Source organism: Aeromonas sp. s5 (genome assembly GCF_040907865.1).
Classification (GTDB): domain Bacteria; phylum Pseudomonadota; class Gammaproteobacteria; order Enterobacterales; family Aeromonadaceae; genus Aeromonas; species Aeromonas dhakensis.
In genome coordinates, this window is record NZ_JBFOCO010000019.1 from 1 (window position 1) to 18545 (window position 18545).

Annotated in this window: 23 protein-coding genes and 2 pseudogenes; 21 read left to right on the plus strand and 4 right to left on the minus strand. The window is 62.4% G+C overall.

The window, feature by feature from the left end; genetic code table 11:
• A pseudogene (locus AB5Y94_RS11260) lies at positions 1-505 on the plus strand (IS481-like element ISAs19 family transposase); the annotation flags it as partial.
• A gap of 208 nt (positions 506-713) precedes the next feature.
• On the opposite strand, the gene AB5Y94_RS11265 reads toward AB5Y94_RS11260, so the two are convergent.
• The 4 genes and pseudogenes from AB5Y94_RS11265 to AB5Y94_RS11280 form a co-directional block, all read right to left on the minus strand.
• A complete protein-coding gene (locus AB5Y94_RS11265) occupies positions 714-1082 on the minus strand; it encodes a hypothetical protein (RefSeq protein ID WP_368205534.1) in 369 nt (122 codons plus the stop codon).
• A 262-nt stretch (positions 1083-1344) separates the two neighbouring features.
• Positions 1345-1599: an ogr/Delta-like zinc finger family protein gene (locus AB5Y94_RS11270; RefSeq protein WP_080741289.1), complete on the minus strand. Its 255-nt coding sequence runs from the start codon at positions 1597-1599 to the stop codon at positions 1345-1347.
• 57 nt (positions 1600-1656) lie between these two features.
• Positions 1657-2703, minus strand: a complete 1047-nt coding sequence (locus AB5Y94_RS11275; protein WP_368205535.1) for a phage portal protein — start codon at positions 2701-2703, stop codon at positions 1657-1659.
• A gap of 10 nt (positions 2704-2713) precedes the next feature.
• Positions 2714-4519, minus strand: a pseudogene (locus AB5Y94_RS11280) (terminase family protein); the annotation flags it as partial.
• Between the two features lie 177 nt (positions 4520-4696).
• Between AB5Y94_RS11280 and AB5Y94_RS11285 the strand changes: the two are divergent.
• From AB5Y94_RS11285 to AB5Y94_RS11380, 20 genes are all read left to right on the plus strand, one after another.
• Positions 4697-5614 (plus strand): GPO family capsid scaffolding protein, encoded by a 918-nt coding sequence (locus AB5Y94_RS11285; protein WP_368205536.1) that lies wholly within the window; start codon positions 4697-4699, stop codon positions 5612-5614.
• Between the two features lie 10 nt (positions 5615-5624).
• Positions 5625-6704 carry a phage major capsid protein, P2 family gene (locus tag AB5Y94_RS11290; RefSeq protein WP_368205537.1) on the plus strand — a complete coding sequence of 360 codons (1080 nt, stop codon included), beginning with the start codon at positions 5625-5627 and terminating at the stop codon, positions 6702-6704.
• A gap of 2 nt (positions 6705-6706) precedes the next feature.
• Positions 6707-7432: a phage terminase small subunit gene (gene gpM / locus AB5Y94_RS11295; RefSeq protein ID WP_346815415.1), complete on the plus strand. Its 726-nt coding sequence runs from the start codon at positions 6707-6709 to the stop codon at positions 7430-7432.
• A gap of 105 nt (positions 7433-7537) precedes the next feature.
• The gene (locus AB5Y94_RS11300; protein WP_042066336.1) at positions 7538-7999 is read left to right on the plus strand and encodes a head completion/stabilization protein; all 462 of its coding nucleotides are present in this window, start codon (positions 7538-7540) and stop codon (positions 7997-7999) included.
• A complete protein-coding gene (locus AB5Y94_RS11305) occupies positions 7996-8511 on the plus strand; it encodes a phage tail protein (protein ID WP_368205538.1) in 516 nt (171 codons plus the stop codon). Before AB5Y94_RS11300 ends, AB5Y94_RS11305 begins: the two co-directional genes overlap by 4 nt.
• Before the next feature lie 25 nt (positions 8512-8536).
• Positions 8537-9673 carry a DUF2586 domain-containing protein gene (locus tag AB5Y94_RS11310; protein ID WP_368205539.1) on the plus strand — a complete coding sequence of 379 codons (1137 nt, stop codon included), beginning with the start codon at positions 8537-8539 and terminating at the stop codon, positions 9671-9673.
• Between the two features lie 3 nt (positions 9674-9676).
• Positions 9677-10132 (plus strand): phage protein, encoded by a 456-nt coding sequence (locus AB5Y94_RS11315; protein ID WP_042064910.1) that lies wholly within the window; start codon positions 9677-9679, stop codon positions 10130-10132.
• Positions 10133-10142: 10 nt separating this feature from the next.
• Positions 10143-10352 carry a TraR/DksA family transcriptional regulator gene (locus tag AB5Y94_RS11320; protein ID WP_042064911.1) on the plus strand — a complete coding sequence of 70 codons (210 nt, stop codon included), beginning with the start codon at positions 10143-10145 and terminating at the stop codon, positions 10350-10352.
• A gap of 23 nt (positions 10353-10375) precedes the next feature.
• Positions 10376-10702, plus strand: coding sequence for a phage holin, lambda family (locus AB5Y94_RS11325; RefSeq protein WP_368205540.1), 327 nt, complete (start codon positions 10376-10378; stop codon positions 10700-10702).
• Positions 10689-11150: a glycoside hydrolase family 104 protein gene (locus tag AB5Y94_RS11330; protein WP_368205541.1), complete on the plus strand. Its 462-nt coding sequence runs from the start codon at positions 10689-10691 to the stop codon at positions 11148-11150. Before AB5Y94_RS11325 ends, AB5Y94_RS11330 begins: the two co-directional genes overlap by 14 nt.
• Entirely contained in the window at positions 11147-11581 is a 435-nt protein-coding gene (locus tag AB5Y94_RS11335) for a hypothetical protein (RefSeq protein WP_323941198.1), read from the plus strand. Before AB5Y94_RS11330 ends, AB5Y94_RS11335 begins: the two co-directional genes overlap by 4 nt.
• Positions 11517-11708, plus strand: a complete 192-nt coding sequence (locus AB5Y94_RS11340) for a hypothetical protein (RefSeq protein ID WP_260392139.1) — start codon at positions 11517-11519, stop codon at positions 11706-11708. Before AB5Y94_RS11335 ends, AB5Y94_RS11340 begins: the two co-directional genes overlap by 65 nt.
• Positions 11705-11968 (plus strand): putative phage tail assembly chaperone, encoded by a 264-nt coding sequence (locus AB5Y94_RS11345; protein WP_017412260.1) that lies wholly within the window; start codon positions 11705-11707, stop codon positions 11966-11968. The genes AB5Y94_RS11340 and AB5Y94_RS11345 overlap by 4 nt, the downstream gene beginning before the upstream one ends.
• A gap of 41 nt (positions 11969-12009) precedes the next feature.
• Positions 12010-12153, plus strand: a complete 144-nt coding sequence (locus AB5Y94_RS11350) for a hypothetical protein (protein ID WP_368205542.1) — start codon at positions 12010-12012, stop codon at positions 12151-12153.
• Between the two features lie 3 nt (positions 12154-12156).
• Complete coding sequence (locus tag AB5Y94_RS11355; protein WP_368205543.1) at positions 12157-14214, plus strand: phage tail tape measure protein; 2058 nt, start codon at positions 12157-12159, stop codon at positions 14212-14214.
• Positions 14211-14534, plus strand: coding sequence for a DUF2590 family protein (locus AB5Y94_RS11360; RefSeq protein ID WP_323941206.1), 324 nt, complete (start codon positions 14211-14213; stop codon positions 14532-14534). The genes AB5Y94_RS11355 and AB5Y94_RS11360 overlap by 4 nt, the downstream gene beginning before the upstream one ends.
• Positions 14531-15718, plus strand: coding sequence for a baseplate J/gp47 family protein (locus AB5Y94_RS11365; RefSeq protein WP_368205529.1), 1188 nt, complete (start codon positions 14531-14533; stop codon positions 15716-15718). Before AB5Y94_RS11360 ends, AB5Y94_RS11365 begins: the two co-directional genes overlap by 4 nt.
• The gene (locus tag AB5Y94_RS11370) at positions 15711-16313 is read left to right on the plus strand and encodes a phage tail protein (protein ID WP_368205530.1); all 603 of its coding nucleotides are present in this window, start codon (positions 15711-15713) and stop codon (positions 16311-16313) included. The genes AB5Y94_RS11365 and AB5Y94_RS11370 overlap by 8 nt, the downstream gene beginning before the upstream one ends.
• On the plus strand, positions 16310-18130 hold the full coding sequence (locus tag AB5Y94_RS11375; RefSeq protein WP_368205531.1) for a phage tail protein: 1821 nt from the start codon (positions 16310-16312) through the stop codon (positions 18128-18130). Before AB5Y94_RS11370 ends, AB5Y94_RS11375 begins: the two co-directional genes overlap by 4 nt.
• Positions 18131-18369: 239 nt before the next feature.
• Positions 18370-18545, plus strand: a 176-nt coding sequence (locus tag AB5Y94_RS11380) for a tail fiber assembly protein (RefSeq protein ID WP_368205533.1), incomplete at its 3' end; no start/stop codon positions are given.

The following is an 18545-nucleotide window of genomic DNA, read 5'->3' on the forward strand; positions in this document are numbered from 1 at the left end:
GGGCAAGGTGTATCTGCAAACCGTGCTCGATTGCTACAGCCGCCACGCCTGGGGACGGCTCTACACCAGTAAGCTGCCGGTGACGTCGGTCCATGTACTCAACGAAACGGTGCTGCCGTTCTTCGAAGCCCATGAGGCACGGGTCTATACCATCTTGTCGGACAACGGGCGCGAGTTCTGCGGGCGCCCTGACCATCATCCCTACGAGCTGTTCCTGCAACTGGAGGGGATTGAGCACCGGACCACCAAGGTACGCAGGCCACAGAGCAACGGCTTTATCGAACGGTTGCATCGAACCTTGTTGGATGAACACTTCCGTATCAAAGGGAGGACAACCTGGTATGAGTCGGTGGAGCAGATGCAGACAGACCTGGATAGCTATCTGGAGCACTACAACAACCAGCGACCACATCAGGGCAGGATGATGGAAGGACAAACGCCCTACAGCATGTTCAAGAAGGGTCTGAAATTGATACCGAAGGAAGTGCGCACTAAAGTAGCGTAAACAAGACACCGGTTTGAGGCCGGTGTCAGGTGATAACTAGATCTGTACACTCTAATGGTATTGCCGCGATTAAGGCAGCAGAAAAGCGCTATTCTCAAGTAAACGGGTGCGTTCACTGCTGCAAGTATTGCCACATTTCCTGATGAAAAAAGTCGGGCTTTCACCCGGTTTTTCAACATTGCATGATACCCGGCTTTCTCCTCAGTAATTAGAACTCCTCACGCATGATTATGCTGGCAACTTCTGATCTGCAATTGCTGGTTACCGATGTAATTTTGTTAGTGACATTGCAGCAATTACCTTCAGCGACGACCTCACCTTTTTGATTCTTCAAGTGTCTCGCTCCGGCCGGCACACCCATTGATTTAGCACATTGTTTACCATGAGAATATTCGGTCGAGCACCCACCGAAAGCAAACGTTTCATCATTGTCACCTTTGACAGTAACCGCGTGATGTTCTTCTGGACCGATATCACTTCTCGAAAAGCCTATCTTATATTCACAGGTGATTTTAGGTTCGCTACCCAAGGCTGGCATGCCAATAAAAGCCAACATGACTAATACCACTGCTCTCATATTTTTATCCTTTTCCTATCTGATCATAGATGTCACTAGTACCTATTCGTTACTCATTCCACCTTTCCGCAGTCGACCTAGCTACCACGCAGAGTTTCAGTTTTCTGCATGTTACTTTTAGCCGGATTGAGAAACGAACACCGGATAGGAATGGTATCAAACGACAATCACTATGATGAGTAAAAATTACCTAGTGGACTGTCTTTTTCAAACTTTTGATAATCGCCCGCAAAATAAATGGACACACCATGCCCCCTCTTTCTCATTGTCCCAGGTTGAGTTCCCGCTGCAGGGCCTGTCGCCCCTCTTGGCTAAGCGAGTTGATAAGGCTCAAGGCCAGTTGGCTGGTCGTGCGGCCCGATGGGCTCAATGGGTGACTGTATGACACCTGCGACACCCAGCTGTGCCCGCATTCCGCATCCGTGCACTGGCAGTACAGATCGGCGGTATCACGGCTCAGGCGGTGCGTCTTGGTAATACGCCCCAGCTCCCCACATTCCCGGCAAAATACCCGCATAAATCCCCCCTGATACCGTCGATAAAAAACCGCTCGATTATACCCTAAGCTGGATCCCTATACAGTAACACCAGCCTCCAGCGACCGATTGAAATCCACCTGCAGCCGGCGCGGCAGATTGGCGCCATTGATCGCATCCTGGATAAGCTCGCACATCGGGAGCGTTTCGTTGCGGGCATAGGTCCGGTCGTACTGCTCTGGGTTGCCGAGACCCGCACCACCATTGGCCGGGATGATGCCGGCAAGCGCGGCAGGGAAACGGTGCGCCGTCAGCACGTCCTGGGCGGTGATAGCCTTGATGGCCGCAAACTCGTCCTTGGTCGCGATGTCCCCCACCGGGATCAGCTTGATGCCATCGGGCTTGCCGCCCGGGATGTTGACGAACATCGAGCGAAAGTTCCCGACCCCCTTGGAGCTTGCGATCATCTCCTTCATCTCCGCTTCCTGGTCATCGTCCATGTTCGGGTCGGTGGCGTAGAAGATGAACCCCATGTGCGCCCCGTTGAGGAAGTATTTACGCCGGAACATGGTGGCGTCCTGGTTGAGCAAGGCCGACTGCAGGCCTCCCAGGTAATCGGGCTGGCCATACACCTGCTGTACCGGGTCGTACTGGGCCAGCCAGATGATGTCCGCCGCCAGGTAATGCTTATAACTGCCGTCCCGCTGCAGCATCAGGAAATTGCCATCCTGACAGCGGCGCAGGTAAAGGCTCGACAGGGGGTAAAGCCCCACCACCTGGCCAAACCCGTTTCGCAATTTCAGCAGGGCCGCGTCTCCGAACTGCAGCAGGTTATGCACAAAGGCGGTGATCACCTCCCGGGGCACGCCCTCGCTGCTGATAAAGCGGCCCGATACCATGTTGCGCCGCGCCATCAGGATGGCACCATGGTGCGCATTGGCGCGGGCGACCTTGGCCAGCCCCTGCCGGTCGATAGGCGGCAGGTAATACTCGCCCCATGGGCTGTAGAACACGTCCGTGTAATCGGTCATCCAGGCCGTGGGGTCGATGGGTTCGGCCATGGAAAAGCTGACCGAGGGCCGACTGCCGGTTGCACTGGGGGTGGGCCGCTCGGCCCGCTGATGAAAGCGCTGTTTGCGGCTCATGTTTTCCTCGTTTGCTGATGGCCCAGGTGGATTTGCGGCGGCGCGATGTGTCGAGCGGTTCGTTGTCCACCGCGTGAGCGATAGCAAAGAACACGTCGGCGTGTCCGGTCTCGCTGCTGCGCGAGGCCCTAAACGTCAGCTGGCCGCCGCCGGTGGTGCTGCGCTTGATGCTCATGAAGGCCAGCGGGATCTCGATGTCTTCCTGATCCCACTCGATACGGTCTGACTCGACCACATCCACCATCTTGAGTACCAGCCGGGCCTTGCTCTCCACGTTGTAGTTAATGGGGGTGATAGTTGACTTGAACACGGGCTGCAGCAGGTCATAGACCCCGCTACCCACCCCGGAGACGTCGATCCCCAAATAGGTGACCCGGAATTTCTTGGCGATCTTCTCTATCTCGTCCGCCTGGTAGCGAAAGTTCATCCCACGCCAGAAATGCTTCTCCAGCACCCGGAACTTTTCGCCCGGGAACAGCGGCGGGGCGACCACCACCAGGGTAGCGTTATCGCGGGTCCGGCTCGGGTCATAGCCCAGCCACACCTCGCGCTTGCCGAACGGCTCGGGGAGCCCCGGGGTGTAGTCGCTCCAGTTGCTGATACTGGTCTGGGCCCGCTCCATGTGCTGGAACTTGAACACCGAGGCTTCATCGTCCACAAAGGCGCACATATAGAGGTGATCGAATACCTCGATGGCGGTCTCTTCCCGCAGCGCCTCAATGTCGATGAGGTTGAAGCCGGTCGACACCGCCTCTTCCAGGGTGAGGATGTAGCGCCACACCCGATCCGGGCAGACCCGGCCACCGTCGCGCAGCTCTGCTTCGGTCGGAAACTCGATAGCCTGGCGGGCCGGATCCTTGCCCTTCCAGTCATCCCCGGTCCACAGCTTGTAGCCGCCGTGGGCCTTGCTGGACGGGGTAGAGAAAAAGGTCTTGCGCCAGTGGGATTGCGAGCCCATGCCGGTGGCCACGTCGGTGACTGCCTTGAAGTTCTTGATCCAGAAGTATTCATCGGCATAAAAGTTGCCGGTGTAGCCCTGGGCGCTGTTGGCGCTGGTTGAGCAGAACACCAGCTGCGCGCCGTTGGAAAGCACAATGGGGTTGCCGCTGAGCTCCACCCCCAGGAACTTGCGGGCAATGTTGATGATGTAGGAGCGGAAGATCTCGGCCTGGGCCCGGGTGGCGGACAGGAACACCTGATTGCCGCCGGTCAAGATGGCATCCTCCAGCGCTTCGCCGGCGAAATAGTAGGTCATGCCGATCTGGCGGGACTTGAGGATATTGCGGGTGCGCGGGATGGCCGGGTCGTTCTTGACCTCCCGCACGTACAGCTGGTGCGGGAACAGGGAGGCCAGCCACCCCTCGAAGTCTTCGGGGCCCAGGTCATTGACCCAATTTTTGGTCTTCTTGCTGCCCTTCTTCGGCTTGCTCTCTCCACGCCGGCGGCGTCCGTCACCCTCGCCCACCTCGCCAGCCTCATCTGACGGGGTGGCCTGCCGGCGAGCCTTGAGGGACTGCTCGCGCTCGGCAAGCTTGACGGCCTCCGCCTTGAGGGCAACGTGGTGGCTGATGAGCCGGTCCATTTCGGCCAGGTCGGCGTGGTTCTTCTTTGGCTTGGCGGCCAGTGCCTGGTAACGACGGGTGATCGCATCTTCCAGCGCCTCGTCGCTCAATAACTCCGTCCAGCCATACTTCTCGGCCCACAGGTACACCACCCGCACGCTACCAAGGCCGAGTTCCTCCTTGATCTCCCGTGCACTCCAATGGCGCAGATAAAGCCGCTTGGCGGTTTGTCGTACCTCTTCTGTATAGGCCATGAGGCTCCCCAGTCATAAAGCTGGGGCTCATGATACTGAGCCGATCCCGCCCCTCCCGCCGCCTTCATTCGGATGAATTCGGATCGCACCCGCTATCCGAAATCGCCCGAACGCCTCTGAGTGCTCCCCTGCGCAGGCCCCGATAACCTGACGCCAATTCGACACCAGGAGGCCGCCGTGCCAACACCGACAGACTCATCACTGCGCACCGGCTGGGTGGCGATTGCCACTGAGGGCCAGTCCGTGGATGGCCGTGAGATTTCGGCCAAGTGGATCACCGACATGGCCGACACCTACGATCCGACCTTCTATTGCGCACAGCTCTGGCCTGACCATGAGAAATGGGGCGAGAACCTGGGCTACGTGCAGGCCCTCAAGGCCGACAAGGTAGACGGCAAACACACCTTGTTCGCCATCCTCTGCCCGACCCGCGACCTCATCTATCAGAACCAGCGCGGCCAATACAAATTCTGCTCCATCGAGCCACTGGATAACTTCACCGGTCAGGGCAAAACCTACCTGTTTGCCGTAGGGGTCACCGACATCCCCGCCAGCACCGGCACCACCATGCTCAAGTTTTCCGCCAAGCACCCGTCGCCGACCGTGGGGATCAGCCAGCCGCTGGACTTGTCCGGCTTCTCGATGCCTGCCGATGAGCACAGCCAGCCCGACCGCGTCTCACTCCTGCACAAGGTGTTCAACTTCCTGGGCGGTCATGGCGCCCCGAGCGCGGCGCTACCCACTGAGTCACCGACCCGCCCCCAACCCGAGGACAGTACCGACATGAACGAAGAACAGATGAACAAGCTGGCGGGGATGTTCACCGCGCTGGGTACCCAGATTGAAACCTTTGGCGCCAAGGTCGACGCGCTGACGGCAGACAAGCAACCGGCTGTCACCGAGCCGGCCCCCGTCACCGATCCCGCCCCGGTCGGCGTCACCTCCGAGCAGTTCTCGGCCTTCGAGCAGACCCTCAAGGGGCTGGGCGAACAGCTGACCGGCCTCAACGCCAAGATCGAAAAATTTTCGGTAGAAGCACCGGACCAGCGCCCCGATGCCCTGGGCGGCAGCGACACCCACCCGACCGTTTGCTGAGGAGCCCTCTGTGAGTCAAACCAAAACCCCGCAGGCTGAAAAGTGCCTGAACCACTACAACGCGTTGCTGGCCAAGGCCTTCAACGTGCCCGAGAACGCGCTGGCCAAGCAGTTCTCCGTCAGCGCCCCCATGGAAACGGTGCTGCGCAGCGCCATCCTTGAATCCACCGAGTTTCTGAAACTCATCACCTGCCTGGACGTGGACCAGCTGACTGGCCAGGTGGTGCAGGTAGGCGCCAGTGCCCTGCACACCGGTCGCAAGGTTGAGGGGCGTTTTCGTCGCAAGATTGGGGTCGACGGCAACAAGTACAGCCTGACCGAGACCGATTCCTGCGTGCGCCTGGACTGGAGCACCCTGTGCACCTGGGCCAACGCCGGCCACGAGGGCCAGTTCGTGCAGCTGGTGTCCGACTTCACCAACCAGACCTTTGGCCTCGACATGCTGCGGGTGGGCTTTAACGGTACCCACATCGCCGATGACTCCGACCCGGTAAAGTTCCCGCTGGGTGAAGACGTCAACAAGGGCTGGCAGCAGCTGGCACGTGAGTGGAACAAGGGCAGCCAAGTAGTGAAAGCCCCCGCCGGCGACAAGATCTATTTCGACCCGGACGGCCACGGCGACTTCAAGACCCTGGATGAAATGGCCTCTGACCTCATCAACGCCACCATCAACCCGCTCTATCGCACCGATCCGCGTCTGGTGGTGCTGGTCGGTACCGACCTGGTGGCCGCGGCCCAGGCCAAGCTCTACAGCGAGGCCACCAAGCCCACCGAGCAGATCGCCGCCCAGCAGCTGGCCAAGTCCATTGCCGGCCGCCCGGCCTACATCCCGCCCTATTTCCCGGCGAACGGGATGTGGGTCACCACCCTGGCCAACCTGCACATCTACACCCAGCGCAACACCCGCAAGCGCAAGGCCGCCGACAACGACGACACCAAGGGCTTTGAAAACCAGTACTGGCGTCAGGAAGGCTATGCCATCGGCGAATATGAAGCCTTTGGCAGCTACGAAGAGGCCGATGTGGTGGTCGGGGCGCGCCCTGCCGCTCCGCCGTCAGGTGCTGACACGCACAGCGAACCGGAGGCCTAACCATGGCCCTCTCGCCTGGCATGCGTCACAAGCAGCAGGTCCAGGCCCAGTTGGGGGCGGCGCAAGCCGCCACCACCGGGCAAGCCACAGGGCTTGTGGCCAACAGCTTGCACCTGCAGCTGATTGCTCTGGAGCAGGACATGGCGCGGCTCAAGGCGCTGGCCAGGATGAGCGACAAGGTGGCGATGAAGCGGGATGAACTGTTTCCCAAATATCGCCCCTACGTGGACAAGTACCTGGAACTGGCGGCGCTCGGCACCGTGTACCAGAACGCGCTATTTCAACGCCTGATCGTCTGGGCGTTTGATATCGGCGATCTGGAAACTGCCATCAGTTGGGCGCTGCTGGCAATCGAGCAGAACCAGCGTACCCCGGGCAACATCAAGCGCGACTGGGCTCATTTCACCGCCGACACCGTGCTGGGCTGGGCCGAGGAACAAGCGGCGCTGGGCCATGGCGTCGAGCCCTGGTTCTCGCGGGTGTTCGACAAGGTGCGGGGTGACTGGCGCCTCAACGAACAGGCCACCGCCAAATGGTACAAGCTGGCCGGTTGCCTGCTGCTACGTGACAAGGACGGGGTACCTCGCCCCAGCGCGTTGGCAGATAACGCCACCCTGGAGCAGGCCGACCACTGGCTGGCCCTGGCCGAGAAGACCCACAGCAAGATCGGGGTCGGCACCTTGCGCCACAAGATCGCCATGCGCCTGCGCGCGCTCAACCCGGAATAACGACTCCCACGCCACCGCGCCCCGGCGGGGATGAGCCAGCAGCTGACCGCTCGCACCGCGCTCAATCCCGTGGCCTCAGGGGCGCCCCAATTGATAGGGCAGCACATGATTTCAGGCAAAAGCATCCGCTACAGCGAGCAGACCATCACCAATGACGGCTTTTGGCCTGACGTGGTGTGTGGCGACTTCGAGCGCCGGCGCGCCCTGCCCGCTGACATGGACAGCGATGCCATCAGTGCGGCCCTGCTGGCGGCCATCAGCGAGATCAACCTGCAGCTGACCCGCCACCAGGCCACCTTGCGAGCTCAGGGCTACACCGAGGCCGGTCAGGTGCCCGGCCCCCGGCTCGCCGGCGGCAACAACGCGCTGACCGAGACCTACCTGGCCGCCGTCTTTGCCCGGGCCAAAGCCATGTTGCTGCCCGAGTTCGCCACGGTCACCGAGCGGGACGCCCGCAAAGACCTGGCCGAGCGCGCCCCCGATCTGCGCGAGCAGCTGCTGGCCGAAAGCCAGCAACTGGTGCGCAGCATCAAAGCTAAGCACCGGGTCGGGGTCTCGATGATATGAGCGAGACCAACGAGGCCCTGCATCCCCAGGGGTATTTCCTGTCAGCCCTGCACAACGAGATTGAGCGCGTCCTGCCAGCCCGCTGCGCCCGTTCTCTCGACAGCTGGATGGAGGGCGGCACCATCAGCCTGGAACCCAAGGACATGGGGATCACCGGGATGGATCTGGCCTGGCTCAAATACACCGCCGTGTTTTCCCTGGAAAGCCTGCCGTTTCGGGAATGCCGCACCGAGACCCTGCTGGCGGTGATCGCCAGCTGGATACAGGAAAACGACCCTTTCCGCGAACGCTTCGCCCTGCCCGATCCCACCTATGACGTGGTGCCCAATGACGAGCACAGCGCCGACCTAGATCTGGAGGTGAAGTTCGCCGAACCCCTGCGCATCGTGGAAGACCCTGACGGTGCAGTCCGCTGGCTGGATAAGACCTGGACCGTGGCCCCCTTTGACGTGTGGGTGGCCGATGAAATCACCCTGTCGGTGGCGGGCAGCGCCCACTCCGTTCACCGCTAACCCCGAGACTTAAGGAGCCCGCGCCATGTGGCCTTATGTGCAGATCAACAACTTGAACCAGATGCAGGGGCCGGTGACGGAGGTCGAACGCCACCTGCTGTTCATCGGCAGCGCCGCCAGCAATACCGGCAAGCTGCTCTCCCTCAATGCCCAGTCAGACCTCGACCAGCTGCTTGGCAGCGCAGACAGCGAGCTCAAGGCCAACCTGCTGGCCGCCCGCGATAACGCCGGCCAGAACTGGAGCGCCGGCGCCTATGTGCTGCCCACCGACCAATCCTGGCAGGATGCCGTGCGCAGCGCCCAGCAGACCCAATCGTTTGAAGGGGTCCTGGTACTGGGTCAGGAGTGGGACCCAGCAGGCATCAACGCCGCCCACGCCCTCAACCAGGAGCTGATCGCCAAATGGGGGCGCTGGCAATTCATGCTGCTGGCCGTGCCCGGCATTGTTGCCAAGGCCGTCGGCAAGGAGGGCACCGCCCAAGCCTGGAGCGACTACGAGACCGCGCTGGCCGCCCTGCAAGAGGGCATCAAGGCTGACTCCATCAGCCTGGTGCCCCAGCTTTGGCCCAACCTCGCCGGCGCCTATGCGGGGCGCCTGTGCAACCGGGCGGTGAGCATCGCCGACAGCCCCTGCCGGGTGAAGACCGGCGCCCTGGTCGGCCTTGGCAACAAGCCGGTGGACAAAGACGGGATCCCGCTGCCGCTGGCCACCCTGCAGACCCTGGAGCAAAACCGGTACTCGGTGCCGATGTGGTACCCGGACTATGACGGCACCTACTGGGCCGACGGCCGCACCCTGGATGCCGAGGGCGGCGACTACCAGGTGATCGAAAACCTGCGCATTGCCTACAAGGTGGCGCGCCGGATGCGTATCCGCGCCATTGCCCGCATCGGGGATCGCTCGTTCAACTCCACCCCGGGCAGCACCGCCATGGCCATCACCTACTTTGGCAAGGACCTGCGCACCATGGCCAAGGCCACCACTATCAACGGCCAGCCGTTCCCGGGCGACATCGCCTCCCCCCAGGATGGCGATATCTCCATTCAGTGGACTGCCAAGAACCTGGTCTCGGTGTTTGTGGTGGTGCGCACCGTGGACTGCCCCAAGGGGATCACCGTCAACATCATGCTCGATCTGAGCCTCAACAACGGGGAGGGTTAACCCGTGACCAAACGCTTTTCCGGTATCAACTTCGACACCACCCTGATGGGGGCCATGGTCCACGTCGAAAAGGCCAGCCTCTCCATCACCGACAACAGCGCGGTGGCGCAAACCCGGGGCATTCCCGATGGCTATGTGGACGGCGACGTCTCGGCCGAGTGTGAATTCGAACTCGACACCAAGAACCTCAAGCAGCTGATCGCCGCCGCCAAACGGGCCGGCAGCTGGCGCGGGATGGAGCCGGACGATGTGCTGTTCTACGCCAGCACCGGCAGCGAGGAGATCAAGGTGGAGGCCTTCGGCGTCAAGCTGAACGTGGCCGACCTGCTCGACATCGATCCCAAGGGTGGCAGCAAGACCGTGCACAAGGTGAAAGGCTTCGTCACCTCCCCCGATTTCATCCACCTCGATGGCGTGCCGTACCTCTCCAAGGACGACACCCGCCACCTGATGGATTAAGGGGCACGCCTTGGACGACATCGACCGCGCCAACCATCACGCCGCCCGCATGCTGGCGGCCCAGCTGGCCAATCAGGTGGGCAAAGGGCGTTACCAGGGGGAAAGCCTGCACCAGTGCGAAGAGTGCGACGACCCCATCCCGGAAGGACGCCGCCGCCACATCCCCGGGGTGCGCCTGTGCGTCCCCTGTCAGACCCGCCTTGAGCGGCTGGGTCGCTAATCAGAGCAACGGACATGAACCCTATGCCAAACAAAGACCCCACCTTCTGGACCGCTCTACTGGCCTGGTTGATGGACAACTGGCCCGCCGTCTATGGGGCACTGCTGGCGCTGGCCATCGCTTTCCTGCGCATCACCTACGCCGGCGGGCGGGGTCGCCGCCGGCTGATTGAATCCCTGCTGTGCGGCCTCATCACCTTGGCGGCCGCCACCGGCACCCAGTTGCTCGGGATCCCCCAGGAGGCCACCCCGTTGCTGGGTGGCATGGTGGGGCTGCTTGGGATCGACATCATCCGCGAGCGGGCCGCACTAATGTTTCGCAAGAAGGAGGACAACAATGCCGCGCAGTAACTGCCACCCGCAGGTGGCCGCCTTTCTCGACCTGCTCGCCTATGCCGAAGGCACCAAGGATCTCGGGGACGACGGTTACAACAAGCTGGTCAATCCGGCGGGGTTCTTCGGTGATTACCGCACCCACCCGAATGTGTCTGTGATTGTCCGCCCTGGGCTGGTCAGCACTGCCGCCGGTCGTTATCAGCATCTGTCCAAACATTGGCCGCACTACCGCGATCAGCTCGGCCTGCCGGACTTTGGCCCCGCTTCACAAGATGCCTGGGCCATCCAGCTTATCCGCGAGCGCAAGGCGCTGGACGATGTACTCAAGGGACGCATCCCCCAGGCGGTGGCCAAGTGCGCCAACATCTGGGCCAGCCTACCCGGAGCCGGCTACGGCCAGCGTGAACACAAGCTGGCTGACCTGCTGGCCAAGTTCACCGAGTTCGGCGGGGTACTGGCATGAACACGCTCATCCGGTTCTTGCCGACCATCATCGGCTTTGTCCTTGGCACCCTGTTGTTTACCCAAGGCGAACGGCTCACACAGCGCACCAAGGAACTGGCCAGCGCCAACGACACCATCAACACCCTGCAGGCGGCCAACGACAGGCAAGCGACCGCCTTCCAAGAACTGCTGATGCAAGCAAAGGGCCTGCGCCTGCTGCTGAGCGACCAAAATGCGGCCTTGGCCGAGCTCGACAACCAGAACAGGAAGACCGCCGATGAACTGCAACAAGCGTTGGCCACGCCGCCGGCGGGCCGCCCGGACTGTGCTCGCGAGCCTCTGCCTAGCGGTGCTTTGCGCCTGCTCCAGCCAGCCCACCACGGTGGTGCAAACCCAGGTGGTAAAGCAGCTACCGCCGCCCGGGCTGGTGCCCCACTGCCCGGAACCTGATTTTACGGGGAGCACCTACGGCGAGGCCGTGCGGTTCATCCCCACCCTGCAGACGGCGCTGCGCCGCTGCCAAACCCAACTCGACACCCTGAACCAGTGGATTGAACAAGAGGAAACCACCCCATGAGCAAGCAAACCATCACCCTGACTATCGCCGGCACTGACATCCGCTTTGTGCCCACCATGGTGGCCTACAACAGCTACATCAACGGCCTGTCGATGACCGACAAGGTGGCGCCATCCCACCAGTACCTCAAGCGCATCGTCGACGCCGACAGCAAAGAGGCGCTGGATGGCCTGCTGGCCCGCCCGGGCGCGGCCCTGCAGATCGCCGCCAAGGTCAACGAGCAGTACGCCCCAGATCTGGATATCGAAGTAAAAAACTGACCGCGCGCGCCGAGGCCATCGAGCACAACCAACTGGAGCAGGTGCTGGCGCTGCGTCGCCACTACCTGCCCCATGAGGATGACGAGCTCGACACCCTGGCTCGCGCCCTCTGGTTAGACAAGTACCACGCCCAACGCCTCGCCCATGCGGTCGCCGAGGGCATCGTCACCGCCTTCAATGGATAAATCATGGCTTCTGTCACCGAACAACTGATCATGAGGATTGCCCTGATAGATGCCGTTACCCGGCCGCTTGAGGGCATCAACAGCCAGCTGAACCGGGTGAAAGAGACCGCGCAAAGCGGCTTTGCCAATATCGCCGGCGGTGGCGCCGCCATGCTGGCCGGCACCATGGCGATCCAGAATGCGCTGGGGCCGGCCTTGGAAATGGACGCGGCACTGGCCGAAGTGGCCTCGCTCGATGTCCATGAAAAGACCCTCAAGCAGCTCTCCGACACCGCCTTGATGTTCTCCGTCAAGTACGGTGAATCGGCCAGCGCGTTTGTCAGTGCCTCCTACGATATCCAATCCGCCATCGCGGGGCTGGAGGGCAATGAACTGCCCTCCTTTGCCCGCGCCTCCGGCGTGCTGGCCAAGGCCACCAAGGCCGACACCGCCACCATCACCAACTACATGGGCACCATGTATGGCATCTTCGAGCAACAGGCCAAGAAGATGGGTAAGGCCAACTGGGTGGAGGACGTCGCCGGCAAGACCGCGCTCGCGGTGCAGATGTTCAAGACCACCGGCCAGGGCATGACCGATGCTTTCAAGGGCATTGGCGCCAACGCCACCGCCGCCGGGATCTCGATGGATGAGCAGTTCGCCGTGCTCGGCCACCTGCAGGCCACCATGGGCGGCGGCGAGGCCGGTACCAAGTTCAAGTCCTTCCTGGCTGGTGTCGGTAGTGCCCAGAAAGCGCTCGGCCTCAAGTTCACCGACTCGGCCGGCAACATGCTGCCGGTGCTCGATATCCTGGACAAGCTCAAGGCCCGCTATGGTGAGACCCTCACCGTGGCCGGCAGCGACGAGCTGAAAAAGGCGTTTGGCTCGGATGAAGCGGTCTCGATGATCAAGCTCTTGATGAGCAACACCCAGGGCCTGGCCACCAGTATCAACGCCCTGGCCAACACCCACGGCATGGGCAAGGCTGAGCAGATGGCCAAGGCCATGGTAGACCAGTGGAAACGGGTCAAATCGGCCTGGTTCGCGATCCGGGCTGCCGCCTTTAGGGCGGTACTCCCCTCCATCAACAAGGTGGTGGGCGCCTTTGCCGATGGCGGCGCCGTGGTGCTGCGCTGGACCCGGATCTTTCCCAACTTCACCAAGGTGGTGGGGTACGCCGTGCTGGCCATCGCGGGCCTTGGCATCGTGACCGGGGCTTGGTTGATGCTGGCCGGCCTCGCCAAGCTGGCCACCCTGGCCTGGGCGCTGACCTTTGGTGGCCTCACCGCCCCCCTCACCCTGTTCAAGAAGGCCCTCGCGGGCCTGCGCCCGGTGATCATGGCCGTCAACATGGCCATGAGCCTCAACCCGGCGGTGATCATCATCGGGGCGATCCTGGCGCTGGTCGCCGCCGTGGCGCTGGCCATCATCTACTGGGACGAACTGCGCGCCACCTTCGCGGTGCTGACCGACTTTGAACTGCTGAGCGCCTTCTTTGGTGGGCTGGCCGAGACCTTTGGCCCGCTCGCCTCGCAGGCACTGGCCCCCCTGGTGGATTTCTTGACCCTTATCGTGGGCCTGCTCGGTCAGGGGATCGTCTGGCTCGGCGGCTTCTTTGCGCAGACCAACCAGGCCAGCGTCGGGATCGACAACGTGGCCGATGCCGGCCGCCGGATGGGCAATATCCTTGGCGCGGCATTCGATACCCTGCTCACCCCGTGGCGGGCGCTGATCGCGCTCATCAAGACCGCGCTCGATGCCTCGAATCAGTTCCTGGGTACCCAGTTCGACACCGGCGCCTTGAACGTGGACGTGCTGCCAAAGTGGGCCGCCTCCCCCGTGACGATGGCGCCCCCTGCCAGCGTGGTGAACAGCCCCTTGGCTGACTACCGCCAGCAGGACCAGAGCAAGGTGCCAACAGGTGGCCTTGGCCAGCAGTTGATCCAGGCCAATGCGTCGGCCAGTGCGGCCAACCAGAAGCCGACTCGCGCCCTGCATATCGGTGAGGTACACATCAACCCCCAAACCATGCCGACACCGGATGAGCTGGAGAAAAACGCCTGGGTGGAGCAACGCGGATGAACGAACCCAAATACATCGATCTCCTGGTGGTGAACGGCGCCTGGCAACTCGATGCCGGCGGCCAGCCGCGCACCACCCAGGACCGCCACAGCATCGGGCAGGACATCAAGCACCGCATCATGGAGTCGGGGCTGGCCCGCAAGCTCATCGGCGAGCGCAGCCCTACCCTGCGCGCCGATGTGATGACCGAGATTGAACTGCTGGTAGAAGACGACGAGCGGCTGGTGCCCGGCACCATCGTGATCCGTGAAGAGGCCCCCGACCGGGTGCTGGTCACCGCTCGCACCTATGAATTCGGCGATTTGGAGGTAACCCTGTGAACCTGCGCCCGAACGTGGACTTTATGGCCCTGCTGGCCGAGGCCGGTGTGCCGACCACCGAGCAGGCCATGGAGGCCGAGCTCAAAAAGGAGGTGGTGGCTGCTGGCTCCCTCATCACCAACGACAGCGATGTGAGCCCCTTCTGGCGGCTGGTGCGCGGGGTGGTCATCACCCCGGCGCTCTGGCTTATCCGCACGCTCTTGGCCGGCCATGTGCTGCCCAACACCTTTGCGGCCACCGCCACCGATGCCTATCTCGATCTCAAGGCCTGGGATGTGGACCTGACCCGTAAGGCTGCCCAGAAAACCCGGGGAGTGATCCACTTCGTCAAGGTGAGCCCCGGCGAGGCGGTCACCATCCCGGCCGATATCTGGATCACCACCGAGCGCATCAACGGCACCATCTACCGGGTGAAGCCGCTGCAGGCGGTGGTCAGTCCCGCCGGCGAGGCGGTGGCCAAGGTGGTCTGCGAGGCGGAGTTCGCCGGCGCGGCCTGGAATCTGGCCCCGGGCTATTACAACCTGCTAAGTGAACCGGTCACCGGCATCCTGTCGGCCCGCAACGATGACAAGGAGTGGATCACCACCCAGGGCGCCGATGCCGAGGGCAACGACGCGCTCGGCCTGCGCATCCAGAACCAGTTTTCAGCGGTGGGGCGCTACCACATCGACGCGATTTACCGCTCCATGCTGGCCAGCGTGGCGGGGATCCGGGCCGATCACATCTTCTTTGAGCATGAGGGGCCCCGCGGCCCGGGTACCGCCAACGCTTACATCCTGCTGGAAGTGGGCGCCACCCCGGCCAGCCTCATCAACCAGCTCAACGACTACGTGGGCCGCCAGGGCAACCATGGCCACGGCGATGATTTATTCGTGATGAGCATCCCCGAAACCCAGCACAGCCTCACCCTTGAGTTATGGCCACAAGCCAACCTCACCGACGAGCAGAATGCCGCGCTCAAGGCAGGCGCCGAAAGCCTGGTCAAGGCGGCGTTTCGCCAGTCGGCGGATTTCCCAAGCGTCACCCGCACCTGGCCGCGCTCGCGCTTCTCGCTCTCCCAGCTGGCCCGCGAGCTGCACAGCCAGTTCCCGCAGTTGCAGAGCCTCAAGTTTGCGCAAGATGACATCGTGTCGGGGCTGGCCATCGCGCGCCTGAGCACGCTGGAGGTGACCCTGCATGACTGACCCGACCCCGCTTGAACACGACCTGCAGGCGCCGGTGCTGCCCGATGCCAGCGCCCCCTGGTGGGAAGACGGCTACACCATCAGCCCGGCCCACGCCGAGCCCGGGTTTCTGGCCAAGGGGATCAATGCCTTCTGGCAACGGGTCAAGGGCTGGTTGTTGCTGCCGCTGGCCCAGCAAGACCCGCTGACCTGCTCGGCGTCCCTGCTGGCGCTACTCGCCTGGGAGCGGGACATCACCCGTTTCAACGGCGAGCCGCTCGAGCTTTTCCGCAAGCGGGTCAAGTTCGCCTTTGTGAACGCCCGGGACGCCGGCGAGGTGGCCGGCTTTAAGCGCATTTTCGAGCGCCTGGGCATCGGCTGGTGTGACGTCCACGAACGCCAGGCCGGCGCCCCCTGGGACGTCATCACCATCGAGGTGACCGACGGCGCCATCGCGGCCAACCAGAAACTGATGGAAACCCTCATTCAACACTATGGCCGCACCTGCCGCCGCTATCGCTTTGCAGTGGTGTATCCGGTCACCGGCACCCTGCGGTTCAGTCGTATCGACATGAACCAGCAGGTGTTCGGCGCGACACTTAAGAGGAACGCATGAGCCAGATCATTACCAACGCTTTCTCCCGCTACTGGCAGGAGTGCCTAGCAACCCAAGTGCCGGTGGTGCTCGATGAGTTCGTGCTGGCCAACGTGCCGGGGCTCGATCCCGAGGCGGCCATCAACCCGGACAGCGGGCTGCCGCCAGCGGGCCAGATTGTGCACCGGCACGCGGTGGATCAGCGCGGGCGCATCAACAACGATGCGGTGGCTTACACCATCGTGATGGACACCACGGTCGGCGATTTCAGCTTCAACGCCATGTACCTCATCAACAAGGCCACCGGCGTGGTGGGGATGATTGTGCACAAGGGGCTGGAAACCAAACTCAAGACCAATGAGGCCACCGGCCAGACCGGCAACAGCCTGGTGAAATCCATGCTGATGGAGTACGACCAGGCGGCAGAGGCCACCGCCACCCACGTGGACGCCAGCACCTGGCAAATCGACTATGCCGCCCGCCTGCGCGGAATAGACGACGACCTGCGCCTGCAGGCGCTGCAGTTCTTCGGGTCGGCCACCTTCTACGGTGACGGCTTCAAGCTGGTCAACGAGTCCGGGGTCTACAAGATGCAGCCCGGGGTGGCCTACGTGGGCGGCCTGCGGGCGGAACTGAACGAGGTCAAGAAGGTGACCCCGGGCGCCAAGCCGGTGGGGCTCTGGCTCGATATCTACCGGGCGGGCTCTTTGCTCGATGCCTGGGTGAATCACTTCACCCTTAGCTTAAGTGTGCCGGAGCTCACCGACTACCTGGACAGCAACGGCCATCAGCACCATGTGGCCAAGGTGGCCATCATCAATGCGGACGGCAGCGTCACCGACGTGCGCCGCAAGCGCACCATCGAGCTGACCGGGGACGTGGCCGGCAAGGGCATCCTGGAAGACGCCCAGGGCGTCACCATCGCGGTGGAGATCAAAGACGGCAGCCACCGCCACAAGTGGGGTGAGCTTGATCAGGTTCCGGCCACCGCCAGCCGCTGGCCCAGTTGGGCAGAGGTGACCAGCAAGCCGGACCTCGCGGCAGCCAACCATTCCCACCCCGGCTCCTGGCTCAACCCCATCAACTTGGGCACCGAGGATCTGGACACCCTCAAAGAGCCCAAGGTATATGCCCAGCACGCCAACGCCAACACCTCGGCGGCACGCCACTACCCGGAAAACCTGGCCGGGGCATTGATCGTCAGCAATGCCGCCGGCACCCAGCAGACCTACCTGGTTTACAACTCCAGCCGGGTCTGGCGGCGCGCGCAATACAGCACCGGGGCCTGGACGCCCTGGACGCGGGATTACAACACCGGCAATAAGCCCACCCTGGCCGAGCTGGGAGCCGCCGCCGCAAGCCACGCTCACCCATGGAGCCAGATCACTGGCGCGCCGGTGCAAGCAACTCGCTGGCCCGCCTGGAATGAGGTCACCGGCAAGCCTGGCACCATGCCACCCAGTGCGCACAGCCACCCCTGGTCGCAAGTGACCGGAGCGCCTGCCACAGCCACCCGCTGGCCCACCTGGAGTGAGGTCACCGACAAGCCCGCGACCATGCCGCCTTCAGGTCATACCCACCCGGCCTCACAGGGAAATGCCGACATTGTTGCCAGTGGCTATCAGCAGATCGGTACATACGCGCTGTTAGGCCGATTCAATTCAGGAGGGAAAATTTCACCTGGCCAAACCATCGCGGGATCAGCCCTCAGATTCAGTTCTGCAGAAGGCATTCTGTACGGTGGTTCTCCCGCAGGAACGTGGAAAGCGCTCGGGTATGCCGCCGGTGACCGTGATTACGGAAGCTGGAACGTCACCCTATTTATTCGCATTGCGTGAGGTCAAAGATGAATGTTCAAGTGTTATCAGTCAGAGCAGTGACAGCACAGGTTAACGCAGATGATGTGATTAATATGGAAGTGCTCTTTAGCCATCTTCCTGATTTCGTCCCATTTAGCGCCCGGAAAGACGATGCGGAAGAGCACGGCCGAGCGCTATACACCAGGGCGATGTTCGGGGAGTTCGGTGAAATCACCCTCATACCCCAGCCCCTACCGACATCGTCTGAAATGCAGGCCATGTTGGACGTGAGATTACAACTCGCAGCCACAGCGATGGCACCACTAGAAGATGCCCTGGCGCTGGGGATCATCAGCGAGGCCGAACGCGAACAGCTTAGCGCCTGGCAGCGCTACCGGGTCGCCCTCTACCGCCTCCCCCAAAGCGATGGCTGGCCAACCGAGGTCAACTGGCC

Bases quoted from the DNA above. Each gene is read 5' to 3' on its own strand.
- AB5Y94_RS11265 (WP_368205534.1), bottom strand. From the start codon at position 1,082: ATGAGAGCAGTGGTATTAGTCATGTTGGCTTTTATTGGCATGCCAGCC.
- AB5Y94_RS11270 (WP_080741289.1), bottom strand. From the start codon at position 1,599: ATGCGGGTATTTTGCCGGGAATGTGGGGAGCTGGGGCGTATTACCAAG.
- AB5Y94_RS11275 (WP_368205535.1), bottom strand. From the start codon at position 2,703: ATGAGCCGCAAACAGCGCTTTCATCAGCGGGCCGAGCGGCCCACCCCC.
- gpM (WP_346815415.1), top strand. From the start codon at position 6,707: ATGGCCCTCTCGCCTGGCATGCGTCACAAGCAGCAGGTCCAGGCCCAG.
- AB5Y94_RS11300 (WP_042066336.1), top strand. From the start codon at position 7,538: ATGATTTCAGGCAAAAGCATCCGCTACAGCGAGCAGACCATCACCAAT.
- AB5Y94_RS11305 (WP_368205538.1), top strand. From the start codon at position 7,996: ATGAGCGAGACCAACGAGGCCCTGCATCCCCAGGGGTATTTCCTGTCA.
- AB5Y94_RS11310 (WP_368205539.1), top strand. From the start codon at position 8,537: ATGTGGCCTTATGTGCAGATCAACAACTTGAACCAGATGCAGGGGCCG.
- AB5Y94_RS11325 (WP_368205540.1), top strand. From the start codon at position 10,376: ATGCCAAACAAAGACCCCACCTTCTGGACCGCTCTACTGGCCTGGTTG.
- AB5Y94_RS11330 (WP_368205541.1), top strand. From the start codon at position 10,689: ATGCCGCGCAGTAACTGCCACCCGCAGGTGGCCGCCTTTCTCGACCTG.
- AB5Y94_RS11335 (WP_323941198.1), top strand. From the start codon at position 11,147: ATGAACACGCTCATCCGGTTCTTGCCGACCATCATCGGCTTTGTCCTT.
- AB5Y94_RS11345 (WP_017412260.1), top strand. From the start codon at position 11,705: ATGAGCAAGCAAACCATCACCCTGACTATCGCCGGCACTGACATCCGC.
- AB5Y94_RS11355 (WP_368205543.1), top strand. From the start codon at position 12,157: ATGGCTTCTGTCACCGAACAACTGATCATGAGGATTGCCCTGATAGAT.
- AB5Y94_RS11360 (WP_323941206.1), top strand. From the start codon at position 14,211: ATGAACGAACCCAAATACATCGATCTCCTGGTGGTGAACGGCGCCTGG.
- AB5Y94_RS11370 (WP_368205530.1), top strand. From the start codon at position 15,711: ATGACTGACCCGACCCCGCTTGAACACGACCTGCAGGCGCCGGTGCTG.
- AB5Y94_RS11375 (WP_368205531.1), top strand. From the start codon at position 16,310: ATGAGCCAGATCATTACCAACGCTTTCTCCCGCTACTGGCAGGAGTGC.